The 14,971-nt window shown below is 59.4% G+C and carries 13 protein-coding genes and 1 pseudogene; 10 read left to right on the forward strand and 4 right to left on the reverse strand.

Annotated features, from left to right (window positions below; translation table 11 throughout):
- From QYM41_RS16395 to QYM41_RS16415, 5 genes and pseudogenes are all read left to right on the forward strand, one after another.
- A pseudogene (locus QYM41_RS16395) lies at positions 1-279 on the forward strand (Mu transposase C-terminal domain-containing protein); the annotation flags it as partial.
- The gene (locus QYM41_RS16400; RefSeq protein WP_368800849.1) at positions 266-1,186 is read left to right on the forward strand and encodes an AAA family ATPase; all 921 of its coding nucleotides are present in this window, start codon (positions 266-268) and stop codon (positions 1,184-1,186) included. The pseudogene QYM41_RS16395 and the gene QYM41_RS16400, both read left to right, overlap by 14 nt.
- 870 nt (positions 1,187-2,056) lie before the next feature.
- Positions 2,057-2,554, forward strand: a complete 498-nt coding sequence (locus QYM41_RS16405; protein ID WP_368800850.1) for a DUF4365 domain-containing protein — start codon at positions 2,057-2,059, stop codon at positions 2,552-2,554.
- On the forward strand, positions 2,551-3,855 hold the full coding sequence (locus tag QYM41_RS16410) for a hypothetical protein (protein ID WP_368800851.1): 1,305 nt from the start codon (positions 2,551-2,553) through the stop codon (positions 3,853-3,855). The genes QYM41_RS16405 and QYM41_RS16410 overlap by 4 nt, the downstream gene beginning before the upstream one ends.
- Before the next feature lie 722 nt (positions 3,856-4,577).
- Positions 4,578-5,767 (forward strand): IS3 family transposase gene (locus tag QYM41_RS16415; RefSeq protein ID WP_136341198.1). Its coding sequence is split into 2 segments (ribosomal slippage): positions 4,578-4,830 and positions 4,830-5,767, totalling 1,191 coding nucleotides; the frame shifts between segments, so codons are not numbered across the junction.
- A gap of 369 nt (positions 5,768-6,136) precedes the next feature.
- Here the strand turns inward: QYM41_RS16415 and QYM41_RS16420 are convergent.
- Both QYM41_RS16420 and QYM41_RS16425 read right to left on the reverse strand, forming a co-directional pair.
- A complete protein-coding gene (locus QYM41_RS16420) occupies positions 6,137-6,676 on the reverse strand; it encodes a DUF1643 domain-containing protein (protein ID WP_368800852.1) in 540 nt (179 codons plus the stop codon).
- A gap of 43 nt (positions 6,677-6,719) precedes the next feature.
- Complete coding sequence (locus QYM41_RS16425; protein WP_438612613.1) at positions 6,720-7,781, reverse strand: DNA-methyltransferase; 1,062 nt, start codon at positions 7,779-7,781, stop codon at positions 6,720-6,722.
- Positions 7,782-7,944: 163 nt separating this feature from the next.
- Between QYM41_RS16425 and QYM41_RS16430 the strand changes: the two genes are divergently transcribed.
- Genes QYM41_RS16430 through QYM41_RS16450 form a run of 5 tightly spaced genes read left to right on the forward strand, consistent with a single transcriptional unit; the run spans position 7,945 to position 13,291 of the window.
- Complete coding sequence (locus tag QYM41_RS16430; RefSeq protein WP_368800853.1) at positions 7,945-8,577, forward strand: hypothetical protein; 633 nt, start codon at positions 7,945-7,947, stop codon at positions 8,575-8,577.
- Positions 8,578-10,734 (forward strand): DEAD/DEAH box helicase family protein, encoded by a 2,157-nt coding sequence (locus tag QYM41_RS16435; RefSeq protein ID WP_368800854.1) that lies wholly within the window; start codon positions 8,578-8,580, stop codon positions 10,732-10,734.
- Positions 10,731-10,958 (forward strand): hypothetical protein, encoded by a 228-nt coding sequence (locus tag QYM41_RS16440; protein ID WP_368800855.1) that lies wholly within the window; start codon positions 10,731-10,733, stop codon positions 10,956-10,958. The genes QYM41_RS16435 and QYM41_RS16440 overlap by 4 nt, the downstream gene beginning before the upstream one ends.
- A gap of 3 nt (positions 10,959-10,961) precedes the next feature.
- Positions 10,962-12,905: an AAA family ATPase gene (locus QYM41_RS16445; protein WP_368800856.1), complete on the forward strand. Its 1,944-nt coding sequence runs from the start codon at positions 10,962-10,964 to the stop codon at positions 12,903-12,905.
- Positions 12,905-13,291, forward strand: a complete 387-nt coding sequence (locus QYM41_RS16450; protein ID WP_368800857.1) for a hypothetical protein — start codon at positions 12,905-12,907, stop codon at positions 13,289-13,291. The genes QYM41_RS16445 and QYM41_RS16450 overlap by 1 nt, the downstream gene beginning before the upstream one ends.
- Positions 13,292-13,619: 328 nt before the next feature.
- Here QYM41_RS16450 and QYM41_RS16455 read toward each other — a convergent pair whose 3' ends face one another.
- Positions 13,620-14,168, reverse strand: a complete 549-nt coding sequence (locus QYM41_RS16455) for a hypothetical protein (protein WP_368800858.1) — start codon at positions 14,166-14,168, stop codon at positions 13,620-13,622.
- Between the two features lie 189 nt (positions 14,169-14,357).
- Entirely contained in the window at positions 14,358-14,927 is a 570-nt protein-coding gene (locus QYM41_RS16460) for a hypothetical protein (RefSeq protein WP_368800859.1), read from the reverse strand.
- Between the last annotated feature and the right edge of the window lie 44 nt (positions 14,928-14,971).

The raw sequence follows: 14,971 nt of genomic DNA on the forward strand, positions 1-14,971 counted from the left end.
GCCGGTGAGGTGCGCGTCTACCACCAGGACACCTACCTGTGCCGGGCGATCGCCCCCGAACTGGCCGCCGAGACCATCACCCTCCAGCAGCTCCAGCAGGCCCGGAGCGCACGCCGCAAGGAGCTCAAGCAGCAGCTGCGCGCCCGGCGCAGCCTCGCCGACGCCCTGCCCGCCGACGACCGCTGGGCACCACCACCCGCCCCGGTTCCGGGCCCACCGGCTGACCCGCCGGTGGATCGGGCGCCCCGACACCGGTTGCGGACCTATGCCACCGACTGATCCCGACTCCTCCCGCAGCCTGTTGGGCAAGGGCGACGACGGCCGGCGCTTCCTCTCCGGCACGTTCGGGGAGATCAACGGGCTCACCTCACCCCCGCCCCCGGGCTCACCGCCGTTCCTGCCCACCCGCGAGCACCGCCGCTTCACCGAGTTCGCCGACACCGTCCGCACCCACCGCTACATCGGCCTGTGCTGGGGCCCACCTGGGGTCGGCAAGACACTCTCGGCCCGCCACTACGCCGGGGCCTCGCAATGGGAGCAGTGGCAACGAGACCTGGGCGAGGACCGCGACCCCGGCCCCATCCCCGAGCGGGTCCTCCAGGCCCGCACCGCGCTGTGGACCCCGACCGTCACCGCCAGCCCCCGACAGGTCGACCAAGCCCTGCCGCGGGCCTGCCAGCAGATCTCCTACGCCATCGACTACCACCGCCACGGCCGCGTCGACCCTTTTGTGCACCCCGACTCGCGCTCCTCCGGGCTCACCGAGCTGCTCATCATCGACGAGGCCGACCGGCTCAAGACCACCGGACTGGAACAGGTCCGCGACTACTACGACCGCCATACCATCGGGGTGATCCTCATCGGGATGCCCGGCATCGACAAGCGCCTGGGACGCTACCCCCAGCTCTACAGCCGTGTGGGCTTCGCCCACGAATACCGCCAGCTCACCCCCGAAGAGCTCACCGCCGTCCTGGCCCGTCGCTGGCACACCGATGGACTGGCCGACGGCGACGAGTTCACCCGCACGGTCGCGATCGCCACCATCGCCCGGATCACCGGCGGCAACTTCCGCCTCGTCGACCGCCTCCTCACCCAGATCAAACGCATCCTGGACATCAACCAGCTCGAGACCGTCACCCCAGAAGTCGTCGAAGCCGCCCGCGACGCACTCCTCATCGGCCACTGAGCAGCGGAGTGGGCCACCAAGGCAGCCCGCCATCCCAGAGTCCCTGCTGCCCACTGCGCACCATTCGTCTCGGGCACGTCCCGTCGGTACGGCTCCGACGTTGCAGTGGAAGTTTCCTATCGCCAAGTCCTTTGACGTTCTACCCTGAAGGCACGCGATGACGAAGGAGTCCGCCATGTTGCCCCTGCTTCCCTCCGCCACGACTACCACCGCTTCCTCCAGCTGGGTCTTTCTGACGGTGATCGCAGTCCTCGCCCTGTTGTGCATTGCCCTGCTGGTCATCGACCGACGCCGTCGCCGAAACTCTGGTGCCGACAACTCGGGGCCCCGTGATCGCAGTGTTGCCCCGGAAACCCACTCGGTCGGACTGTGGGGCGCCGGCGGAGGAGCCGGCACCGGAGACATGGGCTGAAGCCCGGCGCAGCAAGCCATCCCCCCCGACATGAAGAACGTGGAACGGCGACCGAGACAGGCCAGACCATCAATCACTTCGAACCAGGCTGACCAGCTGGCCCGCTACTGACTACCCCGCCCCGAAGCGGTCATTTAGCTCTGTCAGAACACCGCCACTTATCACTGCGGTTCACAACATGCGGACGCAAATTTCCCGGACGAGACGTCTCGCATCCCATAGCTTGAGAGACACTACCCATAGATGGCTGGATACAGAAACGAGGTAACACCAAGAGCGGCATGCTCAAGGCCATACCAAGGCCCATGGGCACGGGCACACCTGTGACCTCCCCCCTCGGCGTGCCCGCACCAGAACATTTGCACGCTTATGGTGGACTAGTGCAAGCGAAGCCATGAGGGAGTGGGATGACTGATGTAACCCCCGTTGCGCCCCGTGGGACACTGGCCGAGACAGAAATGAAGGCCCAGCTGAGTCTCGCGCACATCAGCATGATCGCCGCGAACGCCGGCGTCGAGATCCTCGACCCTCGCGTCGACTACAACGGCGTCGACCTCACCTTGCGCAGCTATGCGAAGTACCCAGGAGTCACTGGCGCCGAGCTTGATGTTCAGCTCAAGTGCACGAGCCAGCAAGAACTTCAACACACCAAGCACATCTCCTGGTCACTTGAGCGCCAGTCATACATCAAACTTGCGGATCCGGAGAGATACTCTCCAGCCGCTCTAGCTGTACTAGTGGTCCCTGACGACTACGATCAGTGGTTAGACCAAACCGAGGAGCGGTTGCTCGCACGCAGTTGCATGTACTTCAGCCAGGCCTCGACGTGGGAGCCCATCGATGACGATGCCCGCAGCAAGACGGTTCGATGCCTTCGGACGGACATGCTCAACGTATCGAGCTTACTCGAACTCATGCGACTGTCAGCGGAGGCGAAAGTAATGAGCTTCTCGTGAATACACGCAGCAATTTCCACGAGTTGTCGGAGCTCGAAGCCAGCCTGACACCGAATGCAGTGCGCCAGTGGCTAGCAGCGCAAGAATGGAACCTTTCCAAGGAAAAGCCTGGCGTCGCTGAATTGTGGACGAGCACTTCTGGCACACCTGGTGGAATCAACGATGTATTCCTCCCTCTCAATCGAGAGTATAGCGACCACGCACGTCGATTCCGTTCGCTCTTATTAGACCTCCAGCGCGCATATCAGATGTCCCTCGAGGCACTCGCTGAGGAGATCTCGTCCGTCAGTGCGGACATCTTTTTTATTCGCGTCGGGCAGACTGCAGCCGACGGCACCATCCCGTTCAAGCAGGCCACGTCTCTGCTTTCCTCCGTCCAAAAAATGGTCAAGGCGGCCGCGACAACGGCAGCAAATCCCCGTCATACACACCAGGGACGACTTCCCGCGCAGGTGACCGAATTCATCGAAGATGACCTTCGCTTTGGACACACCAAGCGAGGAAGCTTCATTATCACCATTGCCGCCCGCCTTGACCACACCGATACACCTTCGCAGCCAGAACAGCCAGTACTGGAGGAGTCGCAAAACGAAGGAGCAACCAGTGAAGACCAGGAAGATCTCATCAAGCCTTTCTCACGGCAGGTGATGGAGACTCTCGCGACCGGTTTGACTGCAACGAAGCATCATGTCATCTCAGAAGATGAGATCGAGAAATACGAAGATTTCGATGAGGCTCGCGAACGCGGCATGAGCCTCCAGCTTGTACAGTCGCTGGTAGATGTGGGAAAAACAGACGGCATTTCGAGCGTCGATTTGTCGTTTCAGTGGGCTTCAGCTGGTCCTCCTCCACCTAAAAACATCGAACCCTCCATCCATATAACCGCGGAAGATCTTCCTCGTATGGAGAAGCTCCGTGATCGCTTCGTCCGCAAAGAGGAAGCCGTCGAAGAGACGCTCATTGGCCGCGTCGCCGAGCTCGGTCGGGACGAAATATCGGGCACTGAAGAGTCTTGGATCACGCTTGAAGCCGAGTTTAAGGGACGTAACAGGAAGTTCCGTGTCGAGCTCGATTCAAGTGACTATGATTGGGCTCTCTATGCCCACCAGCATCGATTGCCGCTAACCGTGTCGGGAACCCCCATTCGACGGCAAAGGTGGTCACTGGAAGGCGCAATAAAGGTGGACACTCGCTTCCTACGCGATTTTTCCTCGACACACGAGCACACCTCACAGATTAATCCGAATCCGCCTGACATCCGCACCACTAACAATTCCTTCGACCGCGGCGATAAAGCTTAGTGGAACGGATGATTGTTGAGAGCCAACCCCTGGAGCTTAGAACTTCAGCATGAGCCATGCCTAAGCCTGCATGGGCGGCCACAAACGCCCAGTGAGGGTGCAGTCCATACCCCCTGCCATGCGATACGTTGTCCCGTCGAACGAGGTCTAGACGAACGGACTGCCGGCGCAAAAGAAAGAGCAGAGGCCCTACTGCAGCGAGCTGGAGCCGGCAACTGGCCCGTCGAGCTGGGTCCTACCCCCGCGAAAGCGCATGAAAATTGTGGTCAGATGGTGACTTAAACTTAATTTCATGGGCAACTCAAAAGCGTACTCACAAACCTTGAACTCACTAATGCGGGATGTTCAGAACCTGGTGACACTGCACCCGGCCTCCGAGGGGACGCCAGGTAGACCACAGGGTGATACAGGGCCCTTACTGCGATCGACGGTCGTGCTTTTACACACAGCATGGGAGAACTATGTCGAGCAAGTGGCTCTAGAAGGTCTAGATTTCCTGCTTAAAGAAATCGATCTAGACCACTCTAAGTTGCCCCACACGATGCGAAGCAAACTCGCGGAGGTCAAAAACCCCTGGAGCCTGGCCGGTTCTCTGTGGCAGTCGCAAGCGCGCGAGATGCTCAGTCGCGAAGCAAAAAAGTTAAATACACCCAGTGAGGTTGACCCCCTTCGGTGGACGTCCTTGATGGTCAGGCCTGGTGCCTGGCAGGGAGGATGTTCCTGTGGGAGCCAAACGGAAGAGGTACACGCCCGCGTACCGGCGTGATGCCGCGCATCTGGTGATCGACACCGGGCGCCCGATCGTCCACGTGGCGAAGGAGATCGGTGTCGGAGAAGCTCTGCTGGGTCGTTGGGTCGCGATCGAGAGGGCCAAGATGGACGACCCGCCCTCAGCACTGGATACCGATGAGCGGGCAGAGCTGGAGCGGTTGCGCCGTGAGGTGGCCGAGCTGCGGATGGACCGGGAGTTCCTGAAAAAAGCAGCCGCCTTCTTCGCGACCGAGAACCAGAACCGGTGAGGATGTTCGAGCTCATCGACGCGGAGAAGGCCGACTACGAGATCACCCGCATGGCCGAGCTGCTCGAGGTGTCCCGGTCGGGCTACTACGCCTGGCTGGCACGTCGCGAGGGGCCGCCGGGTCCCTCGGCTGTGCGACGGGCCCAGCTGGGCCAGAAGGTGCTGGCCGCCCACACGGCCTCCGACGGGGTCAACGGTGCGCCGCGGATCCTGGCCGACCTGCGCGCTGTCGGGGAGGTGGTCTCGCGCAAGACGGTCGCGAAACTCATGCGCGCCCACGGCATCGCCGGCATCAGCCCGGCCACCTGGCACCCGGTGACCACGGTCGCAGACGAGTCCGCGCACACGATCCCCGATCTGGTGGAGCGCGACTTCGATCGCGGCCGCCTCGATGCGGTGTGGACCTCGGACATCACCTATTTGCCCACCGATCAGGGATGGCTGTACTTGTGTGCGGTCCGCGACGGCTGCTCGCGGCGGGTGCTGGGCTGGGCGGTCGATGACCACCTGCGCACTGAGCTGGTCGAGACCGCGCTGCGCCGGGCAGTGACCCTGCGCCGGTGTGACACCACCGGAGTGATCTTCCACGCCGATCGCGGCTGCCAGTACACCTCCGCCCGGCTGGCCGAGGTCGCCGCCGAGCTGGACGTCAGGATCTCGGTCGGGCGGACCGGGGTGTGCTGGGACAACGCGCAGATCGAATCGTTCTGGTCGACGTTGAAGACCGAGTACTACCACCGGCGGAGATTCACGACCAAGGCCGCCGCCAAGCGCGGCGTCGGCGCCTGGATCGAGGCTACCTACAACCGGACCCGACGGCACTCGTCACTGGGCATGCTCAGCCCGGTAGCCTTCGAGCACCAGCTCATGAACCCCGCGGCAGAAGCCGCATAACTCGATGTCCACGAAACGGGGTCAACCCCACCCAGCGTCAAGAACGTCGAAGATCTACTGGAGTTAGCGTTTGGGTTATCAGAAGGTCTCCATGGAATCAGTTGGCAGGGGATTAGAAAAGGAAAGGTCATTCTTGACATCGATAGTTTTGTTAAAGACATTCGCGGTGAGATCGTCCACAAGGGGACGACTCCGGGGGCTCTAAACAAGAGTGGTGTCAACACCTGGATCGCCTTCTTTGACAAGCTCACTAGTCGGCTCGATGAAAAAATTTCCATTCACCTGCTGGAGCACACGGGAACGTCGCCCTGGTAAGAAATAAACCCGGAGCTACCCCCTGACGACACTCGCGGCGGCATATTGCGTACCTTAACGCGGCAGAGAGCCACCAACGATCTCCATTCTCATATTTGAAGGGCCAGCAAGTCGATCAAATGAAACAAGGGTCAAGACCTGCGCCAACTTACTCCGAAAGGATTCTCCCCTAACTCGGCCATGACGGTCACTTACGTACTGGTGCCATCGGGAAGGATGCCGTGCCTCTCCATTTAGAGTCCAACACTCGTCGTGACCGGCGGCCGATGCAACTGTCTTGATGTAACATAATTGCCGCTTCCGATACCTTGCGGATTCGCTCGTTATTCCGGAAATTCCCCAGCCAGCCAGAAGCTGATCAGCACCCTCTATAACCTCACCTAGACGAGGACGGGCCTCCTCCCATCCAACTACCGACTTGCCGACCTGGTTCATTTCGACAACATCCCGTGTCGGAAGTGAAAACAGATTAGCTACTTCTATGTGGTCACAACCGAGAAGGTCTGCGGCAACGTGGAGATGACCGAGCGTTCTCCCACCGCCAGTCGAAGGCGGGTTAAGTAGAAGAGCCCCAAGAACTTTCATCGTGTGCATCCTTATCGAATAGAACTTGGTCTCCGTGGGAAATATCCGACTGTCAGATTCCCGAACAATTACGCAGCTCTTGCTGAATGACTCCCTTCAGCGTTTCTGAAAAGGGAAGCTGCAGGTCCAGAGACCCGCCCCTAGCAATCTGTTCCACGACTTGCTTCACGACTGCAGGATCGGGATGGTCGATGAATCGCACCGCCGACTGAGCTGCATACTCTCGGTCAAGCTCGAATGAGAGCCATTTGCGACCAAGATCTTCAGCCGCGCGCCCACTGGTGTTGGAACCGCCAAAGAAGTCCACGACGAGATCGCCAGGCTCGGTGGTCATCTCAATGAAGAACGCCGGAAGTTTAATCGGGAAGCGGGCAGGGTGTCCCGGAAGTCCGAGACTCTTACAGGCGCGCAGGTATGTGTCATTGGACTGACTATTTGGAATAGTCAAGAGGTTTGAGGGCAAAGCTCCACCGTTGTTACGCCCGAACGCTTCACCAATGTTGTGCTGCGACGGCCGCTCCTTCGGCGAGTAATACTTTGCCGGATCCTTAAGTAGTCGCTCCATGGATTTGGAGTAGGGAACTCGGACTCGCCCGACATCAGCTTTCGGAAATTCCGTCTTCGATAACCACCACACGGTATTGACGGAATCCTTCGCCCGGATCTTCCGCTTATTAACCCATTCGATCGGAGAAGGCAACTTAGATGGGTTGTTCCAATAGAACTCTTCAGCTAGGTAATACCCTAGTTCATCCACAAAAGCCAGAAGGGCTCGATACTGATGCAGGGAACGAATGGGGACTCCGCGCTGGTAAGCCCCTCCAATATCGATCACCAGGCTTCCCGTTGGCCTTAGGGCATTGTAGGCAAGTTTGGCGAACTGGGTAAGCCATGCCACGTAGCTTTCCTGGTCCTCATTCCCATAGGCCTTCTTACGGAGGAGTGGAAACGGCGGACTCGTAACGAACAGATCTACACTGTCCGCCGGCAGTTCGGCCAGTATCTCCAGACTATTTCCGCTGAGCTGGGCGCCGAGCGGCGTCGTGTAGCAGAGACTCCCGGAACGCAGACGATCAAGTACTTCCTGAATGACTTCCTCCGGTGGCGATGTCAACCTGACGGGTAGGGCAGATGGCAGCTCCAGGGTCTGAGCCTTATGGCTCCATCAAGTGCTAAGCCCCTTCCTCGTGGCGTTGCACCAGCCGTCCGGAACAGCTGAGATACTTTAGCACGCGAGCTCAGGAGCCGATCAGACGGCAGGAGAGGGGACTGCCAGCATGACCGACGCACTACCTCTCTGGTCGCAGCCACCCCTTTGGTTGCATCTGTCCGATGACGAGTTTGAAGAGACCTACAGGGCCGGCGACCGTCGCGGGTACCTCCACCGAGTCCTGGTCCGCGCCCTGAGTCATGCGGTTGAACGCATCCCAACGGAGGAGGAACTGAGACGAAAACCTCTGACCGTCGAGTTTGCCCCGCCGTTGCCGTCGAAGCTGAGCTTCTACATGTACGAAGCGACTCAGCACGCTTCAGAGCGCCAACAGGGGACCTTCAAAGTGCAGTTGACGGGAGGGGTCCGTCGCAGCAGTGCTAGCAATCGGCTATTTTTCGACAGGAGCGCAAAGGCGAGAGTCATCCTCGCCGGATATCATCCCGAGTTGCGCCTATTCATTATTTGGGATGCAGATCTCCACGAATTGGCAGGTGGGTTCCCGTACTCGAAAAATGTCCAAGCACCCCCAGAGGTAGCGAGTGAAGCCTTGGCCAGGGGATTGGCGCACACCTCCAGAAGGCTTAAGCGCCCGTCTGTCACGGAACGGATCGTCGCAGCTCGCCCTCGGCACCTCGACCGGGCCCTACAGCTACGAATCCAGCTTAGCGTCCAAACCTTGTTAGAGGAGAATCTCTAAATGCTCCGAGACTTGGGCAGCCTGCGGACCGAATACTCCAGCGACGCAAATGATATTGCCGCTGAATTCTACAATCCATGTCTAAGACATGCGAATAGCTACGACCGAATTACTGGATTTTTCAGCTCGAGTATTTTCAGCTTGACCCACGCAGCTCTGGGGAGCTTTATCCAAGAAAACGATGGACGGATGAGACTCCTCTGCTCCCCAAGACTCAACGGGCCAGATGCTGAGAATCTTTTGTTTGGTTACGCCGCACGTGACAATGCCACTTTAGTGCGAGGACTACGCACCGAATTATCCAAGATGCTGGCGTCGCCGCACGCGGACTCTTCCCGGCTACTCGCTGCATTGGTTGCCTCTGGACGCTTGGACATGAAGCTTGCCCGCGTGGCCCACACGGTTCGCCATTCGGAGAAGCGGATGTTCCACGACAAGGTCGGTTTGTTTAAGGATACCAATGGCGACATTGTAGGGTTTCGCGGCTCGCTCAATGAGAGCTACTTGGGTTTGTCGCCACAGGGCAACATCGAGTCGGTGGATGTTTGGCCCTCTTGGGAAGGCGGGCGCGACGAGGAAAGGGTACGCAACGCAGTCATCCGCTTTGACCTGCTGTGGGAAGGCCGTGTGCCTGGAGTGGCGGTCGCGGCGCTTCCCGATGAGATCCGCATCGAACTGGAACAGGTGGCCGAGGACGTCGACCTGGAAGCGCTCTTAGACAACCTTGCCAGTAGTCGCCAGAGCGACAAGACCAGAACACCTTCAGTGGGAGGGATCGAGCTCCGGCGACACCAGCGGTGTGCGGTGGAGGCATGGGAGATTGATCAACACAGCGGCTTGCTGGCCCACGCTACGGGGTCGGGCAAGACGATCACTGGACTGTACTGCGCACAGCTTGCCCTCCAGAACGGGCTCGTGCCTGTCATTCTGGTGCCCTCCAAGCTGCTCTTGGAGCAGTGGGAAACGCAGGTTCGCCAACTGCTCGGTGCTCGGACTTTCCTGGTCGGGGCCGGCCACAATGCGTGGGGCAAAGGGGGCCTGCTGCGCGCAGCTGCCGAAGCGGCAGGCCCCAACCGGCCATATGCGATCATCGCAGTCCTGAACTCTGCTCTCCACCCTGCATTCCGCGCACAACTTCGTCCGGTCGTAAACAAAACCTTCGTCATCGCTGATGAGGCCCATCGGCTCGGCAGCCCGGAGTTCCGGACGATCACGGAGTGGATGGTGTCTCCATGGCGCCTTGGGTTGAGCGCGACACCTGAACGAGCCAACGATCCTGAAGGTACCCAGGCCGTTCTCGACTACTTCGGACGAATCGTCCATCGGTACAGCCTCAAGGACGCCTTGGACGACCACGTCCTAGCTCCGTACGTCTACCATCCCTCCTGGGTTGCGCTCACCGACGAGGAACAGGAGAAATGGGACCGCCTGACCGCAGAAATACGTCGACGATACGCCATAATTCAAGGCCAAAACGGGAAGCCTGGATCCTCGGACCAGCTTCTCCACAAGCTGATTGAGCGTGCCCGCATTGCGAAAGGGGCAGAGCGGAAGATCGAAAAAGCCGCGGAGCTAGTATCTCACCACTACCGCCCTGACGTCGGCCAGAAGTGGCTTGTCTACTGTGACAATCGGGACCAAGTCGACCGCGTACGCCAGGCACTGGAGCGCAGGGGAATTTCCTCCTGGGAATACCACCGGAAAATGCAGGGGGATCCCGACTCGACTTTGAGTCTGTTCGATGTTGCCGGGGGCATCGTTGTGGCCATCAAGTGCCTGGACGAGGGTGTCGACATCCCAGCCGCCACGCACGCACTCATACTGGCGAGTTCGCGGAACCCTCGAGAGTTCATCCAACGTCGAGGACGCGTACTAAGGCGTGCTCCCTCCAAAACAGTGGCTACCGTTCTCGATGTCCTGGTCCTGCCGGAACACGTACAGAAGGACGATCCCTCATGGCCTCTCGTTGTCGGCGAACTGGCCAGAGCTCTGGAGTTCGCCGAATGGGACATCGGGCAAGGATCTGTCTCCCGGCTCGAGAACAAATGGCTGTCTATGGGACTCTCTCTCGCTGATCTCGATGCACTGCGTGCTGCCGGACTCGAGGCAGATGGTGATGAAGAGCCCGAAGGCGAGGAGAAAGGTGGACAAGGATGAGCGAGGAGAGGGCGATGTCTGAGGGCAGTGACGAAATCGCTGACCTGCGGGCGACGGTCGAGGAGATCCGAGCCACGAAATACCCCACGCTGGATCAGTCGCTGGTAAACGACATTCTGCGAGTACATCAGCAGTATGCGGAAGACCGAGCAGAGGCGCGCAAGCAGACGGAGCTGCTGATCAATCGGTGGGCCGCGGCGCAGCCTGCCTCGGAGGGAAGGTGACCGATGCTTACATTTACCCGCTTAATTGTTCAGGATTTCGGCCCGTATCGAGGCCGGCAGGAAATGCCCTTCTCGAACGAACGCGGCGTTTACATCGTCTACGGTCGGAATGGGCGGGGGAAGACAACTCTTCACAACGCCTTTAGATACGCCCTGTATGGACAAATCATGGGACGGCGCGGCTTAGAACCTGCAAAATTGCTCGCCAATTCTGAAGCCCGAAAGCAGTCAGGCTACGCTTCCTTCCAAACGGTCTTGGAATTCAAGCATAATGAAAGCTACTACAGACTCACTCGGCGATTCGATGGCCGCGAACAGCAGCATGAACTTATGATGCTGGAGCGCGATGGCAACGCCATGTCTCAACTCGACGCCGAAAAAACGCTCCAGGCGATCGCTCCCCGATCCGTAAGCGGATTCTACCTATTCGACGGAGAGCAGCTCCGCCAGTACGAGGAACTGCTCGATCCGGATAGCGAGCAAGGCCACCAACTGGAGCAGGCCATCGAGAACGTCCTAGGCATTCCAATAGTGAATAACGCCAAATCCGATATTGAGTTCATCGGCCAGAAAACCGACAAGGAATTGGCGAACGTAGCCAGCGCCAACAATAGGACCAAGCTTTACGGTGAGGCTCTCAACGAGGCGCAGGACATCCGGCTCCGAATGCAGGAAGGGCGCGATGAGATCGCGCGTCAGATGGAGGCGACGAAACACCGTGTCGCCGAACTTGAAGATCGCCTCCGAGAGCAGCAAAAGGCAGAGAGGAAACTCGGACAACTCGAGGGACTGCGTGCCCGTGAGGCAGCCCTCCAACGTGACCTGATGCAGGCCCACGATGCGCTGAACGCGCTATCGCCTGACCTGTGGATGAGCGTGTTGGCACCCTCCGCGTCCGAACGACTGACTCGGGTGGAGGCAGAACTGCTCGAGACGGAGGCTGCTCTCCGGTCTTCTGCGGCAGCGTTCCGGGACTTGGCCCACCTGAAGGAAGCAGATGACTGCCCCGTTTGCCATCGGGACATGGACTGGAGCCTTCGTGAGCATCTGACCGCAGAGCTGGAAGGAAAAGCCGCAGCGACCAACCCGGAGGATCTCCAGGACCGCCAGACGAGAGCTCGGGCAAAGCGCCAGGTCCTGGAGGCGTTGTCACGCAAGGACGCCAGCCTGTTGGTTGAACGTGATGGTGCAATTCGGACGCTGCGATTGAACCTAGACGAAGTCTGTCAGGACATGGACGAGATCGAACGCGAGCTTGCTGAGGTCGGCGAAGACGAGCTACGCAGCCTGATAACTGAACGGGATGATCTTCGAGCTCAAATCCTTCGAGACAAAGAGCGCCTAGAGGAACAAGACGAAAAAATCCGCGAGCAGGAACAGCAAATTGAGGACTTGAAGCGCAAACTCCGCTCCCTTTCGGTAAACCTCGATCACAGGATCGAATTAAAGGACAAGCTCGCAGACGAACTGACATTACTCTTTGGTGAGGCCATCGACGCATATCGTGCCAAACTGCGACAGAGGGTTGAAGATCGGGCGTCAGAAATTTTCCGCCAGATGGTAGACGTGCCCGACTACGTCGGCCTTCGCATCAACGAACGCTACGGGTTAGAGATGCTCGACCTAGATGGCGAAGTTGTAAGACGCTCCGCAGGATATGAACATATTGTCGCACTGTCCCTGATTGCAGCTCTCCAACGAAGCGCCGCAGTCCGGGCCCCTGTAATCATGGATTATCCCTTCGGTCGCTTGGATCCTGAGAACACCTCCCGCGTCGTGGCAGCCTTGCCAAGGATGGCTGACCAGGTAGTGCTCCTGTCTTTCGAGGGTGAATTCGACCGTAACGCAGCGCTACAGGCCCTCAAGACAGAGTTAGCTGCCGAGTACACGCTGGAATATGTCAGCTCTAAGCACACCCGCATCGAACCTCGAAGGATGATCTCCTGATGGCCGATCTGAAAAATATTGCTTTGACCCTTGAAGCTGGACAGGCGGCCAACAACCTCAAGGAAAAGCTCGGAATTGATGACCAGATGGCTCTCATCAGACTGGGATTTGCATACGCGATCAAGCATGGCCAGCCCCTGCACCGTGACACCACGGTAGGGACCCGCGGAGGCAGCAACTACGACACAGGCGGCCTCGATCCTGATGGGAGGATGGCAGATACGGTGCAGATCTACTACTCTGCAGATCCCAGTGTCGAGGCCGAGCCGTACCGCGCGATCGAAGTCCTCATGAACAAGGGGCTCCGTCTGCTCGCTGAACACGTCCAGCAAGGCGAGATTGGAACCGTCGGGGACCTGGTGAGCTCCCCCGATTCTCAGCAATAACCGAGAACCAGCGACCCACGCAGATAGTCACCCTTGGTCCGAGGCAGTAGCATCGTGCATGCAGGGCGCACGTGGGTCGTGGGTCATGTATTAAGGGGAGCCCACCGCGCGCCACGCCCGGTGGGCTCCCTCTTGACTGGTTGGCAGGTACCCGTGGCCTCGGGGCTCCGGTCTGAACGGTGTGATTCATGCGCCTGTACAACCGGCAGCTCCCGGATTTTTAATGGACCGCCCCCAGAGAAGGTGAATACTGGCTCCTGGCGCAAGGGGCTCCCGTGCTCTCCGCAGCTTCCGAGATGGGAATCCAAGTGCGCCGTGCTACGGGCGGTCAATTCAACGCAGTCAGCGCCGCTGACAGGAGATCTGTCACGTCGCGGGCGTCCTCCAAAGCCATCAGGTCCGTCGCCAGACTAATGCGATCCGCTGCCACCCACTCCGAACGTCGAGCCACAGAACGCACTCTCTCCACCGGAACATCGGTAGCCCGCAGGACGTCGTAGGAGCTGATGTCGAAGAGGACGAATACGCACCGGTCGAAGTCCCAGCTGCGGAATGCCGAGTAGATCTGCGATGATCTCGAGTTCGGAGCGACCAGGCGGCTCTTGACCTGAAGACGAGTGCCGTCGGGCACTTCTACGTCCCAGCTCTTCTGGGACGCTGGCGCCAGGCGCCCGTGGTAAGCCTTCATCACCAGGGTCTCGGCGAGATCACCCGCAGGGGCATTCCGGGAGCGGATCACGTTGCGTTCCTTGAGAATGGTCAAGGTTTCGGCGTACTGCCGCAGCAACGTGCGCGTATCCCTGCCGCGTAGGTCATCTCCATTGAGGGCCGAGGAACGTGGACATGGCCTGCCCCCTGACACGACGTCACCAGACATGGTCCTCTCCTCTTGAATGCTCTCTTCTGATCGTGGGCCCCTTCAGTCGGCCCGCTGGTTCCCCGTATCTGGGAAGGTTCGGAAGACGCGAGCCCGGGACGGCGCCTACAGCCTCACATGGGGATCCACGGCACGGGTACGGTCATGGCTGCTCTCCCTGTTGCGCCGCTGAATGGTGGTGGGGTACTACTACGATTCGACAACGGGTGCTATGACGAGGGATTCCTGATTTACCGGCAACCCGGTGCCGGCAAGGATCGACAGGTCAACGGTCCATTTCATGGCGCTACGTCTTTTCCAAAGTTCCAAGGCCGCCCACGCTTCCGCTTTAACGTCTTCCAGGGTGATCGTGTTCGTGCGGATATTTTTCACTGCCAGTGCATGCCAAAGGATCAACTCGGGGGAGCCTCCGTAGACCAGCGCGCGCCCAAAGTGGGTGAATTCATCGCAACGGCGGCAGGAGCAGATGAAGCGGGTCAGCCGTTGGAGGCTCGAGGCCCCGTCGTAGGAGAAACGCTCGTGTGTCACGTGATACATGTTCTGCTCGGGGCTCTCCGGCATTGTGCAGAACTCGCAGGTGAAGTCGGCGCGCGCCTTGATACCTCGGCTAAGACGGCTCCACTGGTACGACGTGAAGACTTTCCTGCAGTTGATGCCGAAAGTCGGTGCTGGAACCAGGTCCACATAGAGGCCGCCGCCGTATGTTCGGTCCTCCCCCGGGAGAGGGTCCGGAACAGGCCAGGGGCTGACTGGTGACATTGATATCTCCTTACCTCAAGAGCGTTTCCGCCGCCCTGAGGCGA

The organism is Kocuria oxytropis (assembly GCF_040981195.1).
Taxonomy (GTDB): Bacteria; Actinomycetota; Actinomycetes; order Actinomycetales; family Micrococcaceae; genus Kocuria; species Kocuria oxytropis.

Bases quoted from the DNA above. Each gene is read 5' to 3' on its own strand.
- QYM41_RS16445 (WP_368800856.1), top strand. From the start codon at position 10,962: ATGCTTACATTTACCCGCTTAATTGTTCAGGATTTCGGCCCGTATCGA.
- QYM41_RS16460 (WP_368800859.1), bottom strand. From the start codon at position 14,927: ATGTCACCAGTCAGCCCCTGGCCTGTTCCGGACCCTCTCCCGGGGGAG.
- QYM41_RS16400 (WP_368800849.1), top strand. From the start codon at position 266: ATGCCACCGACTGATCCCGACTCCTCCCGCAGCCTGTTGGGCAAGGGC.
- QYM41_RS16450 (WP_368800857.1), top strand. From the start codon at position 12,905: ATGGCCGATCTGAAAAATATTGCTTTGACCCTTGAAGCTGGACAGGCG.
- QYM41_RS16440 (WP_368800855.1), top strand. From the start codon at position 10,731: ATGAGCGAGGAGAGGGCGATGTCTGAGGGCAGTGACGAAATCGCTGAC.
- QYM41_RS16430 (WP_368800853.1), top strand. From the start codon at position 7,945: ATGACCGACGCACTACCTCTCTGGTCGCAGCCACCCCTTTGGTTGCAT.
- QYM41_RS16405 (WP_368800850.1), top strand. From the start codon at position 2,057: ATGAAGGCCCAGCTGAGTCTCGCGCACATCAGCATGATCGCCGCGAAC.
- QYM41_RS16435 (WP_368800854.1), top strand. From the start codon at position 8,578: ATGCTCCGAGACTTGGGCAGCCTGCGGACCGAATACTCCAGCGACGCA.
- QYM41_RS16420 (WP_368800852.1), bottom strand. From the start codon at position 6,676: ATGCACACGATGAAAGTTCTTGGGGCTCTTCTACTTAACCCGCCTTCG.
- QYM41_RS16455 (WP_368800858.1), bottom strand. From the start codon at position 14,168: ATGTCTGGTGACGTCGTGTCAGGGGGCAGGCCATGTCCACGTTCCTCG.